This is a genomic window from Vibrio sp. VB16, assembly GCF_015594925.2.
Lineage (GTDB): Bacteria > Pseudomonadota > Gammaproteobacteria > Enterobacterales > Vibrionaceae > Vibrio.
This window is the reverse complement of sequence record NZ_CP087591.1, coordinates 763,201-778,554: the sequence shown is the minus strand read 5'-3', so window position 1 is coordinate 778,554 and position 15,354 is coordinate 763,201. Positions and strand designations below refer to the sequence as shown.

9 protein-coding genes are annotated in these 15,354 nt (G+C 42.5%); 4 read left to right on the top strand and 5 right to left on the bottom strand.

Going from position 1 to position 15,354, the window contains the following annotated elements; genetic code table 11:
- Positions 1-31: 31 nt before the first annotated feature.
- The 3 genes from IUZ65_RS19950 to malT form a co-directional block, all read right to left on the bottom strand.
- On the bottom strand, positions 32-946 hold the full coding sequence (locus IUZ65_RS19950) for a DUF368 domain-containing protein (protein ID WP_195705772.1): 915 nt from the start codon (positions 944-946) through the stop codon (positions 32-34).
- A gap of 336 nt (positions 947-1,282) precedes the next feature.
- Positions 1,283-1,966 (bottom strand): hypothetical protein, encoded by a 684-nt coding sequence (locus IUZ65_RS19945; protein ID WP_229638255.1) that lies wholly within the window; start codon positions 1,964-1,966, stop codon positions 1,283-1,285.
- A gap of 165 nt (positions 1,967-2,131) precedes the next feature.
- Positions 2,132-4,840 (bottom strand): HTH-type transcriptional regulator MalT, encoded by a 2,709-nt coding sequence (gene malT / locus IUZ65_RS19940; RefSeq protein WP_195705771.1) that lies wholly within the window; start codon positions 4,838-4,840, stop codon positions 2,132-2,134.
- A 563-nt stretch (positions 4,841-5,403) separates the two neighbouring features.
- Between malT and IUZ65_RS19935 the strand changes: the two genes are divergently transcribed.
- From IUZ65_RS19935 to glgB, 3 genes are all read left to right on the top strand, one after another.
- Positions 5,404-7,857 (top strand): glycogen/starch/alpha-glucan phosphorylase, encoded by a 2,454-nt coding sequence (locus tag IUZ65_RS19935; RefSeq protein ID WP_195705770.1) that lies wholly within the window; start codon positions 5,404-5,406, stop codon positions 7,855-7,857.
- Between the two features lie 161 nt (positions 7,858-8,018).
- The gene (gene malQ, locus IUZ65_RS19930) at positions 8,019-10,196 is read left to right on the top strand and encodes a 4-alpha-glucanotransferase (RefSeq protein ID WP_195705769.1); all 2,178 of its coding nucleotides are present in this window, start codon (positions 8,019-8,021) and stop codon (positions 10,194-10,196) included.
- A 235-nt stretch (positions 10,197-10,431) separates the two neighbouring features.
- Entirely contained in the window at positions 10,432-12,612 is a 2,181-nt protein-coding gene (gene glgB, locus IUZ65_RS19925; protein WP_195705768.1) for a 1,4-alpha-glucan branching protein GlgB, read from the top strand.
- A 43-nt stretch (positions 12,613-12,655) separates the two neighbouring features.
- Here glgB and IUZ65_RS19920 read toward each other — a convergent pair whose 3' ends face one another.
- The gene (locus IUZ65_RS19920; RefSeq protein WP_195705767.1) at positions 12,656-13,270 is read right to left on the bottom strand and encodes an START domain-containing protein; all 615 of its coding nucleotides are present in this window, start codon (positions 13,268-13,270) and stop codon (positions 12,656-12,658) included.
- 95 nt (positions 13,271-13,365) lie between these two features.
- Positions 13,366-14,325, bottom strand: a complete 960-nt coding sequence (locus tag IUZ65_RS19915; RefSeq protein ID WP_195705766.1) for an AEC family transporter — start codon at positions 14,323-14,325, stop codon at positions 13,366-13,368.
- A 172-nt stretch (positions 14,326-14,497) separates the two neighbouring features.
- On the opposite strand from IUZ65_RS19915, the gene IUZ65_RS19910 reads away from it, so the two are divergent.
- Positions 14,498-15,343 carry an alpha/beta hydrolase gene (locus IUZ65_RS19910; protein WP_195705765.1) on the top strand — a complete coding sequence of 282 codons (846 nt, stop codon included), beginning with the start codon at positions 14,498-14,500 and terminating at the stop codon, positions 15,341-15,343.
- The last annotated feature ends 11 nt before the right edge of the window (positions 15,344-15,354 follow it).

Below are 15,354 nucleotides of genomic sequence, written 5' to 3'. Positions count from 1 at the left end.
CGATACGCTCTACTTCTCTAAAAATGATGGATTATTTTTTATCGGAAACCTTCTCGAGCAGTAAAACAAGCCCTATAGCCAGAAACATCATCGCAATGGACAGTAACAATTGATGTGGCTGAGAAGTGAGAGCTTCAAATTGGAAGGGTGACAGGTTTTCTTGTACCAAAGGAACGTGTTCACCGTGTGAATTTATACGCCAACTGATGGTCTCTTTCCAAGGCCATATTTTCGGTAACGTTCCTATCATTAGCCCAGTCAAAAACATTAAGGTCGAATCTCTAAAAGATTTAAGCAGCCAAGAGAGTAGATGAGAAAATGTAAGCAAACCTAAAACGCAGCCAGCAACGAATAACAGAAGTATGTCTATTTGAATGGTTTTTGCTGCAGCAAGTATCGGCGCGTACATGCCTAGTAATAAAAGAATAAAGCTGCCTGAAATACCGGGCAAGATCATGGCACAGATAGCGATGGCGCCAGCGAAGACAAAATTGATGCTAGTTGGATCCATCTCTAGTGGTTTAAGTACGGTAATAAAGTACGCAAATGCGATACCGACTACGACAATAATACCGCGAACGATATCCTTTTTTTCAACCTGTTTAAGGATATGAAAAACAGAAACTAAGATGAGACCGAAGAAAAATGACCAGAGAGGGATAGGGTGATTAACGAGTAGCCAAGAGATCAGCTTGGCAAAGGTTAAAATACTGGTAATTATCCCACCAAAAAGGCTGATAAGAAAAAAGCCATTGATATGGTTAAATGCGACTTTAAATCCTTGTTGTTTCCATAGGATAAGTAGCCTTGGATTCACTCGTCGAATACTCTCAAGAAGAGTGTCATAGATACCGGTAATAAATGCAATGGTGCCGCCAGAAACGCCTGGTACCACATCCGCTGCGCCCATCGCCATACCTTTGAAAAAGGTGATTAAGTAATTCATTAATTGATAGATTCTGATTTAAGTAGCCAAAGAGTATACAAGAATTTTTGCAAGAGAGAAAAGAGTCCGTTCTTTATCGTTCTGCAACCTATCTCATAGCAATTTGCCTTAATTCGCAATATGCGATTTGCATTATGCGAATTAATGGGTCAAGTGAGTCTTAAGTAGGTTGAATTTAGAGCGAAACGATATATATAAATTTGGCACGCATGATGCATTAGTGTTAATGACCCTTCTTAAAGCCGAGGGTCACCTAGCCAACTGACGTTGTTAGTGAATAACTATTGTTCACAATATCTATTTACCAATCGCAATTATTGCGGTTGGTTTTTTTTATTAGAACGCCCACCAAAATGCCTGATAAAAATGCTTCTTTGCATTTGCTTCAATGATTAACCCATTGCTAGATATCAATTTATCAAAAGGCCAAGTCATGACCTCTTGTATCGATGCCCTCAATGCCGCCATATTGCTCAAGTGACGTTTATCAGAATAAGAAATTTTAAGATCTCGATTTATGCCATGAGCCCACGTGAGTATTTTCTGACCAACAGGAAGCGTGTCTTGTACTGCAAATAAATGGTCACTTAATATGAGAGTACGACTGTCTGGATCGCAGAACATGACCTTACGTGGTTGATCAAATCCCAATAGCGCCGTTTGAAATAGGTCATTTTTCCATGTTAAAGGTGCATAATTGGATAACGCGCCATCGAAATTAATATCTGAGCGTTTTTGTATCAGAGTGGGTGTCGCATAAAAAAGTGCGTCTGGGTAGGTGAGCCACCATTCGGATAGATACTGATGATAGCTTGGAGAGGCACAAATGACAGATTTGACAGAACCAAGTCTAGAGAGTTCGTGCTGCAGTTGTATGCCTAAATCGATAGGGTTGTGTATTACGATTGACCCATCTATCAGCCGAATGACCACCATTCTGTGCAGGTGCGATAAACCAAACTTGGTGTAGTACATATTGGCATACCATAGCCTATTTGATGTCCATTCCTTTAGAATCATTTGGTTTCCGTGATAGTAAAATTAGCGTTCCCATCCGTTTTGCCATTCCCGTGAAACGGAAATCGCGTAGTATGAGACCCCCACTTTCGTGGGGATAACCAGACCAAATAGAAAAGTGACGAAACCAGCTAAAAAACGCCGCACCTAACTATGGGAACGATTCTATCAATAACCCATTAGATTGAGCAAATTTTCGGCAGTTTCTATTGCTTCTTTTCTATTGGCTATATTCAGCTTTTGATAAAGATTACGAATGTGAGTTTTGATTGTTGTCCCTGCCACATCTAACTCTTGTGCAATTTGCTCGTTACTGAAACCAGAGTAGATCAAGCCTAATACCTGCCATTCTCGGTGGGTTAATGGACTGGTTCTAACCAACTCCGGAATATTCGGATGATTAAGAAGCTTGTCGATGAACTCCTCATCAAAATGAATTGAGCGGCTGCGCTGCTTACTCGATATGTCTTTTACAAGCTGTTGTGCTCTATGTTTTTCGAGATCGCCTAACGTTGATTTACTCATCAGCTTTTGTAGCAGGTGGTCAATAGAAGCACCATCAATTAAGAAGTTACCTATCATTCCCGTCTGATTTGTCATGCTTAATGCGGCTTTAAGCATATCGCTAGCCCGTTCATCATCGTTCTGTTTTATGGCAAGGATAGCATCCACAATAAGATTTCTGTTTATATCGGTGATGAGTTCTGAAGCTTCGGCTTCATTTTGTAAAAATGTTAAGCTTATTTTTGCCTCATCATATTGACCAACATAGATCTGTGCTCTGGTAATATTTCGCCATTGCAGCTGCAAAAAGTGGTTTTTTGCTTCAACTGGTCGATTTGCTTTTATTAACCATTGCTTCGTGGATTCGACATCGTTGCGTGCTTGCCAATAAAGTATTAAGGAGAGCGATGCGTTAGCTGTCCAGTCTAGGTGATAGGTTGACTGTTCCAATAGGTGTTCTATCTGTTCGATAAACCTTGCGGCTTTATCAAGTTCACCTCGGCCAATAGCAATACGAGCCAACATAGAATAGCTGTGTAAATGTTTACTAGGATCGGCCTTTCCTAGTACATCAATCCCTTTGTAAGCACACTCTTCTGCTTCGTCTAAGCGATTCCAACACCAGAGTATTTGCGCTCTAGAACGCAGCAGAAACTCGTGGAGAGGCAGTTGTTGAAGCTTCTGCTCTTCAATGAGTTTAAAGGCATTATCTTGCATCTCAAATGCGGCTTGTACAAATCCTTGTGCGACTAATATTTCACTTTGTTGTAACAGTGCCCACAATGCTTGATGATATAATTGATGTTGACGGGCCAGTTTCTCGGTTTGTTGCATCAGAGGCAATGCGCGATCTAATTTACCCAATACATGGTTAACTTCACCAACAATGGAAGTGGCAACAATCCGGCTACGATAGATAGTTGTATCTAACTGGCTCAATGCCAATTCAGCCAGTTCAAGAGCAAGGACAGGGTCATTTTTATTAATCGCAACTTGTGCGAGTAAGGCGTTTACTTGACCTTGGTCGTTAGTGCTGAGAATTATCTTTCTACTTTTCATCTCGGAAAGAGATATGGTTAACATATCTTCTACTTTATTGTATCGGTGCTGGCTCTGAGATAGCCACGCTCGCAATAGAGATAGCTTCATATTGCTATACAAAAAGTCTTTATCTAATTGATTGATCGCATTTTCCAATACAATCAGCTCGCCATGATTAAACATCTTCCAACCAGAGTTGGTTATGATCTTAGCAATAAGAGCGTCATCTTTTGCCTTTTGAGCATGACGAAGAGCTTGATATGGAATATCTAACTTAAGCCAGGCTACCGCGGCTTTTTGGTGCAACTCAACTTCTTCATTTGCGATGCGTGCTTTTCTTTGATGCGCAAGAAACTCGCCAAAGAGGTGGTGGAATCGGTACCAATCTTGCTCACCTTCTAAGTGATAGATAAAGAGTCCAAAACGATTGAGTGATTCAATCATGCCGAGGGAATCTTCCCTATCGGTGAGGTCTGTCACCAAGGCGTCATTAAATGTCTCTAGTACTGAACATTGCATCAGAAAATACTTCGTATCTTCATCGAGTAAATCAAAGACCTCTTCAATCAAGTAGTCCCATAAATGCGCATGGTTAAATTGAGAAACAGATTCTGCTGATTGCGCAAGTGTCCGCTTATGATGCTGTGCTTGTAGCGCGATCAATTGCAGAGCCGAAGGCCAACCTTCGACGTAGGTTTGTAAGTTTGAGGCCGTAGCATCATCGATGCCTTCAGAGACGCGCTGATTAAAAAAACGTGTTGTTTCTTCGGTGTCAAAGGCGAGTAAACCATTGTCGATTTCGATCATGAGATCTCTAACCCTTAGGTTAGCCGTTCCCAAAGGTGGTGTACTCCTACTAGTGACAACAAGTGTCATGTTGTCAGGCATGTTTTTTAAGAAAAAACGCATGGCTTCGTGGATCTCATCTGAATCGACAAGATGATAATCATCCAACACCACATAGAACTCATTGAAATAATCAGAGAGTTCAACAAAAACTTCGCCAAAGAGTGAATGAAGTGAGGAGAACTGTCGCCTCTCCGCCAATGTTTGCGAACTGGGACATTTTCCCTCTGTTGCTTTGTTGATAGCCTGAATGAAATAGTTCACAAAACGAGATGGGTCGTTATCACTCTCGTCTATGCTATACCAACCTACGGCACTTTTATTTGCCAACCACTGGGCAGCCATGGTGGTTTTGCCGTATCCCGCAGGCGAACGAAAAAGTACAAGCTTATAGAAAGGCGCTTGTTGCAGTAAATCGAGTACTCGTGGTCTGACTATCGCGTTATGCAAACGACCGGGTCTAGTTAATTTTGAAGGTATCAACATATTTATATTCAATGAGTTATTTTGAACTGGGTGAGTCACCCGGCTCTTGGTATTTAGACAGTAAAAAGGGCTACTTATACGCCTATTTTTCTCGGTTAAGTTAATCCTACGTTAAGGGTCCCCCTGTCGTACATGACTATTCTCAAATATGTATGACCCAGCGCATGTAAATGATCATCTACGCCCCATAATTGAGTCATTTGTCACATAATGACTAGGATATGATGTAATTAATTATTTCATCTGTACATATTAGTACGGCTGAAACAATTCTAAGCTTTAATTATTTTGTGACCAAATCGACATATTTTAGTTACTTTTTTCGATAGGTCATTTTTAGCCGATTTATGGCTAATTGAGGTAAAGAGATGTACACGTGAGCTGAATCACTTAAGTTTATTAAATTAACCGTAGTAGTGTGATTTAGATCTTGAATTGTGTAGGAGTAGGTATCTACGCCCTAACTACTCCTCCTCCGATACCACGTTTATGGGAGGATGTTCTGCTACTTAAGTCAATGCAGGATATGCCACAGATAAATTGATAATTAATGAGATTTCGCTATGAAACCAACTCAACAAAAGAAATTTGATAAAGCCTCTTTCCAAGCTAATGTTAAGAAACATCTAAGTGCAACTTATGCGACCACAATAGAACACGCTGACTCTCGTGCTTGGTACCTAGCAATGGGACGCGCATTGGCTGAATTGACCACACTTGACCTATTAGAAACGGAAAATGACAAGGCTATTCAAAACGCGAAGAGCGTTAACTATCTTTCTCTAGAATTTTTAATCGGTCGCCTAACAGGTAATAACCTGATTAGTATGGGTTTGTACGGGCAAATTACAGACGCGATGACTGAACTTGGTCAGAACCTTTCTGACCTGCTTGAAGAAGAACGAGACCCATCACTAGGTAATGGTGGTTTGGGTCGTCTTGCTGCATGTTTCATGGATTCGTGTGCAGCTCAAGAATTTCCAACCATTGGATATGGCCTTCATTATGAATATGGTCTATTCAAACAATCTTTTGAACAAGGTCATCAAAAAGAAGCACCTGACGCATGGCGCGGTGTTGAAGGCTACCCATGGGAAGTTGCTCGTCCTGAATATGCACAGCAAATTGGTTTTTATGGCCATGTTGATTCTGAGTTTGTTAACGGTGTAGAAAAACGTCGTTGGGTACCAGGTATGCAAGTTCAAGGTATGCCTTGGGATCTTCCAATCGTCGGTTACGAAAGTAATACGGTTTATCCATTGCGCCTTTGGGAATGTCGTGCAATTGCCCCGTTCTCCCTAGAAAGTTTTAACAATGGTGATTACTTTGAAGCACAGCATGCGCTGATCGACTCGGGTAACATTACTAAAGTTCTTTATCCAAACGATAACCACGAAAAGGGTAAAACACTTCGTCTAATGCAGCAGTATTTCCACAGTGCAGCATCAATGGCAGACATTCTACGTCGTCATGACGCGGCGGGTCATAAAATAGCCGACTTACCTAAATATGAGACCATTCAGCTTAACGATACGCATCCAACGATCGCTATTCCTGAATTGATGCGTATTCTGATGGATGAGCGTGATCTTTCTTGGGATGCCGCATGGGCTATTTGTTCAAAAACGTTTGCTTATACAAACCATACGTTATTGCCAGAAGCACTGGAAACGTGGAGTGAATCACTTATTCAGCGTCTTCTTCCTCGTCATATGGAAATCATCTATCAGATTAACCACCTATTCCTAGCCGATGTACGTGCTAAGTGGCCAGGTGATGTTGAAAAACAACGTAAGCTTTCTATTATCCAAGAAGGTTTCCACCGCATGGTGCGTATGGCAAATCTATGTGTTGTTGGTTCATACGCGGTAAACGGTGTTGCGGCTCTTCACTCTGCACTGGTTAAGCGCGATCTATTCCCTGAGTTCAATGAGCTATATCCAAACAAGCTACAAAACGTAACGAACGGTGTGACTCCTCGTCGTTGGTTGAAGTTCTGTAACCCAGGCCTTTCGGACTTAATCTCTGAGAAAATTGGTACAGAGTGGCCCGCCGATCTTGACCAGTTGACACAAGTAGCAGAATTTGCGGAAGATAAAGCGTTCCAAAAACGATACATGGCTGTTAAGAAAGAAAACAAGCAGCGTTTAGCCAACTGGGTACAAGAAAACATGGGTATTGAACTTGATACCAATGCCATCTTTGATGTCCAGATTAAGCGTCTTCATGAATACAAACGTCAGCATCTAAACTTGCTGCACATTCTATCTTTGTATCATCGTTTATTGAACGATCCGACATTTGATATGGCACCACGTGTTGTATTTTTTGCAGCAAAAGCGGCGCCGGGTTACCACCTTGCTAAAGAGATTATTTACGCGACAAACAAAGTGGCAGAGAAGATCAACAATGACAAACGTGTTAATCACAAGCTCAAAGTTGTATTTATCCCAGATTACCGTGTAAGCATGGCGGAAATCATTATTCCTGCTGCTGACGTCTCCGAGCAAATCTCTACCGCAGGTAAAGAAGCGTCTGGTACAGGCAACATGAAGATGGCTCTAAACGGCGCGTTAACTATTGGTACGATGGATGGTGCAAACGTGGAGATTCGTGAAGAAGTAGGTGATGAAAATATCTACATCTTTGGCTTGGATGTTGATGGTGTGGAAGCTCTACGAGCGAGTGGCTATAACCCATTTGACTACTACAACTCAGATCCATTATTGAAAGCATCATTGGATCTACTTCTGAGCGATGAGTTCACACCAGGCCAACCCGGCAAGCTTCGTGCGACATTTGACAGCTTGTTAGATGGTGGTGACCCTTATCTATGTCTTGCTGATTTTTCCTCTTATGTGAAAGCACATGAAGATATGGACGCACAGTACCGTGACCAAGAAGGTTGGGCACGTAAAGCGATATTGAATACAGCACTGGTCGGCAAATTCAGTTCTGACCGTTCAATTCGTGACTATGTAAATAATATCTGGAAACTAGAAGCCGTTAAGCGCTAGTTATAAGATCAAAGCCAAGGTAGAGATTATCTTGGCTTTGATACCCAATCCATTAGCCGTTTTCATCTTGTTGAGTTGTTGGACAAAGACTTCTACTGGATTTGGTATCTATTGCGTACCCCTACTGAAATGAAGATGCTAATGCAGCTTCGGAGAAAATAATGAAACAACAATCAGCACTAAAACAAGTCGCTGAAATAGCTAGAATTGCAGATAGTTATGTCAGTGCATGGGGAGAAGATGCGACCGTTAAAGACGAAACCATCCGTCGACTGCTTGCGTCTCTAGGTTACGATACATCGAGTGATGAAAAGTTACTCAAATCTGCCGAAAAAAAGCATAAGAAAGATGTATTAGATTCTGTGCTTGTTGTTCGTGGTAGTGATCAACCTGTTGAAGTGAGTTTGAACTTAGGCGTCAGTGCACGCGAAAGCGAATTTAGCTGGCGTTTGGAAACAGAGCAAGGCGAAGTACTTGAAGGGTATTTACAATCTCAAATTGTTAGAGATGAACGCGCTGAAGGCGGGTCATTGGTATTTCAATTGCCGAATCTTGCTTGGGGTTATCACAAGCTGATTGTTAGCCGTAAACGCCGTAAGACACCTTATGAAATGACATTGATTGTGACCCCAACGGCTTGTTATAAACAAGAGCAGATCGAAGCGGGTAAAAAAATGTGGGGGCCGAGTGTACAACTCTATACTCTGCGTACTCAGCACAATTGGGGTATTGGTGATTTTGGGGATCTTAAACAGCTTGTCGCTGAAGTGGCGTCCCGCGGTGGTGATTTCGTTGGCTTAAACCCTATTCACTCGCTGTTTCCTGCTAATCCAGAAGGTGCTAGCCCGTACAGCCCATCTTCACGTCGTTGGTTGAACGTGCTTTACATAGACGTAAGTTCAGTCCCTGAGTTCGTATTAAGCGTTGAAGCACAGCAAAAAGTTGGCAGCACGGACTTCCAACATCGATTGCAAAGAGTTCGCGATGCTCATTGGGTTAATTATACTGAAGTTGCTGATCTAAAGATGAGTGTTTTGCCTCTTCTTTATAACGAATTTAAAACACGTCACTTAGATAAAGAAAGTGAGCGTGCAGCTGAGTTTTTGGCCTTCATTGAAGAAGGTGGAGCAAGCCTAAAACATCAAGCAGCCTTTGATGCGTTACACAGCAAGTTACACAAAGAAGATTCTTCGGTTTGGGGTTGGCCTGTTTTCCCTGAACAGTACCGTCATTTTGATAACGCCGCTGTTCAAAAGTTTATCGCGGACAATCAAGAATTAGTTCAGCTGTATTTTTATCTTCAATGGGTGGCAGATAGCCAGATCCATGAAGCGCAAGTATTGGCTGAAGAGAAAGGTATGTCCGTTGGTCTTTATCGTGATTTAGCCGTTGGTGTTGCTGATTCGGGATCTGAAACTTGGGCAGACGATGGTGTTCTCGTTCAAGGTGCAAGCATCGGTGCTCCACCAGATGTATTGGGACCGCTTGGCCAAAACTGGGGGCTGCCACCACTTAACCCTCTGGTCTTGCAAGAAACCAGTTACGATGCGTATATAAAACTGCTTCGAGCCAATATGAAGCATTGTGGTTCACTTCGAATTGATCACGTATTAGGGCTGTTACGTCTCTGGTTAATCCCTAAAGGTGAAGGTGCAACAGAAGGGGCCTATATCTACTATCCAGTAGAGGATATGCTTGCCATTCTTGCGCTTGAATCGCATCGACATCAGTGCTCAGTGATTGGCGAAGATTTAGGTACCGTACCTGATGAGATAGTGGATATTCTTGCGGATGCCGGTGTGCATTCATACAAGGTGTTCTTCTTTGAAGTCGCGGAGGATGGTGGTTATTATTCTCCAGCGCATTACAAAGATCAGTCTATGTCCGCTCTTTGTACGCACGATATGCCGACATTACGTGGTTTCTGGCACTGCGATGACCTAAAGATGGGCAAAGAACTTGGTTTATATCCAGATGAAAAGCAGCTTGAAGTTCTATTTGATGACCGTTTAAAGTGCAAGCAAGAGATACTTAATAGTGTTGCTTGGCATGGCCGCTTACCGGACTGCGTAGGAAGAGATGCAACCTTAGTCGCAATGGATCAACACCTAAGTGAGGCATTGCAGCTTCACCTTGCTTCTGGTTCCTCAACCTTGTTGAGTGTTCAGCTAGAAGATTGGCTAGAAATGGATAAACCCGTCAATATTCCAGGCACTGTCAATGAATATCCTAACTGGCGTCGCAAGCTTTCTGTTGGGTTAGATGACATATTTGCTCGCGAAGAAGTGAATAGGATTGCAAGAAGACTTACAGAAGTGCGTCAGGAAGCTGGAAGATAGGTCAATTTCTCGTAGAAAATATCGATCAAGTCACTCCACATTTTCCGAGAGTCCGATAGAATGGGATTCGCTAATACCCGCTTTTAGCGGGTATTTTTTGGTAAGTAAGAAATATTAACTTACGTTAGTTGTTAGTGCTTTATCAGTTATGGGAAATTCTCACTTTAGTCTGTCTATTATTAGTGATTAAAGAAGACAATGTGAGAATAAATATTATTGCATCGGGAGACGACAGTTGAAAAAAACAGAGATTTCAAAAGAAACACAAACGTTTGATCAGCTTTCTAAAGCAGCATTTGCGGATCCGTTTTCATTCTTAGGGCCGTATCATCATGCCGACAATGTTCCTTTACGAGTTTGGATACCAGGCGCGAGTAAAGTTGAGTTAGTTGTGGGTGATGAGCCTCGCGTAGAACTAGAAAGAATCAGTGGCGATGGTTTTGTCTTAAAGCAAGACAGGGATTTAAGATTTACGCATTATAAATTGGCTGTGGATTGGAATGGAACAGAGCAAATCCTCGATGACCCTTACCAATATCACGGATTATATAGAGAATTCGAAGAGCTGCATTCCCCTGTTAAAATGTATCATTACATGGGTGCACAATTAGTTACCATGGAGCGTGATGGCGAACAAGTGAACGGTACTCGTTTCTTAGTTTATGCCCCGCATGCCTCCGCGGTCAGCCTTATCGGTCCGTTTAACTCATGGGATGGCCGTCGCAATCCTATGCAGCGTTTAGATTATGGTATTTGGGGGTTATTCGTCCCTGATCTGCCAGAAGGTGCTCAGTATAAATATGAGATTAAAGGTCCTAATGGTGAAGATTTACCGCACAAAGCGGATCCATGGGGTTTTCATGCCGAGCAGTACCCTTCCTTTTCTTCTGTGGTTTACGATCATAATCGCTACGATTGGAAGGACCAGAAATGGCAGGGCAGAGAAGTCACCGAGAAACGAAAAGAAGCGCTCTCTTTTTATGAGTTGCACGCCGGTTCATGGAAGCGAAATAAGGAAGGTAACTTTCTCAACTATCGTGAATTAGCCGCTGAATTGGTTCCGTATCTGAGTGACTTAGGTTATACCCATGTAGAGTTGATGCCTATTTCAGAGTATCCATTCTATGGTTCTTGGGGCTATCAACCTGTTGGCCTATTTGCCCCAACAAGTCGTTTTGGTTCACCCGATGACTTTAAATTTTTTGTGGATGCATGTCACGAGGCTGGTATTGGTGTCGTACTCGATTGGGTTCCTGCTCACTATCCTGCCGATAGCCATGGTTTGGCTAACTTTGATGGCACGCCACTGTATCACGATCCCGATCCTCGCCGTGGTTGGCATCAAGACTGGAATTCATACATATATGATGTAGGTCGCGAGCACGTTCGTCGTTTCTTAGTATCGAATGCGCTCTATTGGTTTGAACAGTTCCATATTGATGGTATTCGTGTGGATGCTGTCGCTTCGACTCTTTACTTAGATTATTCTCGTAGCCATGACCAATGGATTCCAAACCAAGATGGCGGTAATGAAAACTACGATGCAATAGCGATGTTTAAATGGGTAAACGAAGAGGTATACCGACATTTCCCGAATGCAATGACAATTGCTGAAGAATCAACGGCTTTCCCAGGTGTTTCCGCACCTACATTTATGGGTGGTTTAGGCTTCGGGTTTAAGTGGAATATGGGTTGGATGCACGATAGCTTGTCTTACGTGCAAGAAGATCCTGTTCATCGAAAATATCATCACAACACCATCACATTCCCTCTTATCTATGCACACAGTGAGAACTACGTGTTGTCACTCTCTCATGATGAGGTGGTTTATGGTAAGCGTTCGATCCATAACAAAATGCCGGGTGATGAATGGCAACAGACCGCTAACTTGAGAGCGTATTTGGGTTATATGTATGGTCAGCCAGGTAAGAAATTGAACTTCATGGGCACGGAGTTTGGTCAAACTTCAGAGTGGAATCATGATGAACAATTAGAGTGGCATTTGCTTGAATTTTCTCGTCACCAGGGTGTGCAAGCACTTACTCGTGATTTAAATCACTTGTATAGCGGTGAACCCGCGATGCACGATCAAGATTGTGATCCAAAAGGCTTTGAGTGGCGTTTGCAAGACGCAGACGATGCCAGTATTTTGGCGCATGAACGTATCAGTGAATCTGGTGAGCGCATACTTGTGATCACCAACTTTACTCCTGTACCGCATGAGGGTTTCCGCTTAGGTGTTCCTAATAAAGGTATGTACGAGTTGTTGCTGAACACTGATGATGAGAAATACAATGGCAGTGGTTTTGAAGTGCTTAAGTCAGTGAAAACGGACAAGGTAGAAAGCGAGGGTTTAAATGACTCACTGTCTTTACATCTTCCTCCGTTGTCGACGCTATTTTATAAATTAGTGTAAGTATACTGAATACATTGACACTGTGTTGTATGGATAACGCCTTCTACTGATAAAGTGGGAGGCGTTTTTTTAGGTTTTGAAACGTTGCGGACACGCTGCCTATTGTGAGCTCATTTGCCAGCCACACGGGTATTATTCCATTAGGGTTTGCATAAGCAGTATATGAGATATGAGTCATACCATTGCTGAGTTTCTGCACCGTCCAATTTGCCTGCACATCGGTCATTCGAACTAATCCAGTTTGTTTAGGCAAGGATTGATGGGCGTCTTTTACCGTAAGTATCAGTGTGTTTTTATCAGGTTGGGAGATCGTAGAATAGGTAATCATGTCCCTGTTAGAGGTAGGCCACGGGGCGGAAAATATGGTTTGAACCAAATATTCGTTAGGTGAAATTCTTTTTAGGATTGTCGCTTCTTTAGCGTGAGCAACCCATTTCGATACGCTTTCTGCGTCGCTCAAAATTCTCATGCAGGCTTCCAAAGAGGTCATGGTGACCATTTGAGCTCGGATCTCAATTAACCCAATCTGCCTTTCTCGCTTATGGATTATGATGTCATTATCGGTCAATACTGGCTGCCAGGGCTCTTCAGCTAGCACATTGGATGCGGGCAAAAGGGAAAGAAGTATCAACCAAATCAAACCAACTCGACTGTGCAATTTTGCCTATCCTTGCATAACGTAACTGAAATTAAAGGTGGATATCGTCTAAGTCGCGCGGTATCCGTTTGATCACACATGTACTTGGCTTGGTATTACATCAAGTTTAGGCTTGAAAGAATAAAGATCCCTAAAGTGCAACTAAAAAGTGAGGCGACAGTAGTCAGTGCAATGATATTTGCCGCTAATGAAGCGTTTCCACCCATCGCTCTCGCCATGACGTAACTCGCTGCGGCTGTTGGTGCGGAGCTCATAAAGAAGATAATGCCTAACTCCACGCCTCGGAAACCAAAAAAAACGGCAGTAACGGTTATCAACAGTGGGGCAATAATCAGCTTATTAATGGTAGCAAACCAGGTCGTCAGCTGGTCGTTTTTGAGGGATTTCATATTCAATGACCCTCCTGTACACAGCAGCGCCAGGGGTAGCGTCATTCGAGCAAAATATTGACCAGCATCCATGACCATATTTGGCACGGGTACGGCCAAGAAATAGAACGCTAAACCAAGCATGATAGAGATCACTAGTGGGTTCCTAGTGATGGTTTTAATGATGACTCCCACAGCTTGAAAACGGCTGCCTTCATCTTGTTTTGGGCTTAATGCGATAACCGCAAGAATATTGTACAAGATAGTCATTGGTGCCACATAAATAGCGGCAAGGGCAACACCAGTGTCGCCGTAAGCATTGGCGATATAAGCCAGTCCAATAATTGCCGTGTTTGCTCTGTAGCTCCCTTGGATTGTTACGCCGTTGTCGTCTGAATGGGGGAAGAGACGTTTCGTTAAGATGAAAACGAGAATAAAGAAGATGAGATTGGCTGTGATGCCGTACCCGATGAGCGCCGTACTATTGGAAAAATCGTGTTCTGAGCCAACAATACTCAAAAACAACAGGGCTGGCAGTGTGACTTGAAAAACAAGTTTTGAAGCAACATCAATAAATGAATCATTGATAAGTGCGATGCGTTTGAATACCACACCAAGCAATAACATAAGACAAATAGGCCCAGTGATAGAGACGGAAAACAGTAACTGTTCAATAAAGCTGCCCATAAAAATCCTTTTGGGGGAGTGATTTATCGCGGTTTGTCATTGTTGCATACCTATCAACGAATGAAAACTGAGATCAAAAATCAAGATGTTTCGAAAATGTTACTAGAACTTTAAAGCTAAACTGATATAGTGCATTCAGTCTAAAATTGGCGGAAATAAAGTAGGTAGTAACGTGAGTGGGAAAATTTACTTCAATACAGCAGGCAAGTTTAGTATTAAGAAAAAACTGATCAATGTAACGACTCGTCTTCACCATACTATTGCCCCTAATCATGCAAAAAAAACCGCCAGAAAGTTACTGCTTACGCCCATAAGAAATCGGCCATTCAATGATGAACCAGAAGGGTTGGTGCACGGCGAAGTTGAAACGTCTGAAGGGGTAATTAAGACCTATTTGTTGGGAAGTGGTCCAACATGGGTCCTTACGCACGGTTGGTCCGGTACCTCTAGTCAATTCTATCCGCTGATGGAACATATCGCGTCAAAAGGCTTTACTGCATTTGCTTACGATCATCCAGGACATGGTAAAAGCGGCGGTGCTTATGGGCATATTCCTGTGTTTGTTTATTGCCTAGAGAAGGTACTAGATAGTGTGAATGAAGTGGCAGGGCTTGTAGGTCACAGCATGGGAACGGCATCAGCGCTTGAGTGTAAACATGTAAAAATAGCGAACTGTCCAATGCTTCTGATTGCTCCGGTATTAGACTATTTAGACAATTTATTTGGCAGCGTTGAGCGGTCAGGTTATTCAATAAAGTTATTTAAAGACGTTGTCACAGAAATATCCCAGCAATATCATTACCCTATCCATATTATTGACCCGTATCAACACTTACTGAACCGAGATGCTCAAACTATCATTGTGCACGATGAGGGCGATAAATTTACGAAATTTTCGGTTTCTAAGCAGGCATCGGAAGAAGGGGGGAAAGTGACGTTAGTTGCAACAACTGGACAAGGTCATGGGCGAGTGATGAAATGCCAACAAGTGATGGATAGTTTTGATCGATTGATTTAGGTAACGGTTCT

What these genes read in the sequence shown, in the direction of transcription:
- IUZ65_RS19945 (WP_229638255.1), bottom strand. Translation starts at nt 1,966, where the DNA reads ATGATTCTAAAGGAATGGACATCAAATAGGCTATGGTATGCCAATATG.
- malT (WP_195705771.1), bottom strand. Translation starts at nt 4,840, where the DNA reads ATGTTGATACCTTCAAAATTAACTAGACCCGGTCGTTTGCATAACGCG.
- IUZ65_RS19950 (WP_195705772.1), bottom strand. Translation starts at nt 946, where the DNA reads ATGAATTACTTAATCACCTTTTTCAAAGGTATGGCGATGGGCGCAGCG.
- IUZ65_RS19935 (WP_195705770.1), top strand. Translation starts at nt 5,404, where the DNA reads ATGAAACCAACTCAACAAAAGAAATTTGATAAAGCCTCTTTCCAAGCT.
- IUZ65_RS19915 (WP_195705766.1), bottom strand. Translation starts at nt 14,325, where the DNA reads ATGGGCAGCTTTATTGAACAGTTACTGTTTTCCGTCTCTATCACTGGG.
- malQ (WP_195705769.1), top strand. Translation starts at nt 8,019, where the DNA reads ATGAAACAACAATCAGCACTAAAACAAGTCGCTGAAATAGCTAGAATT.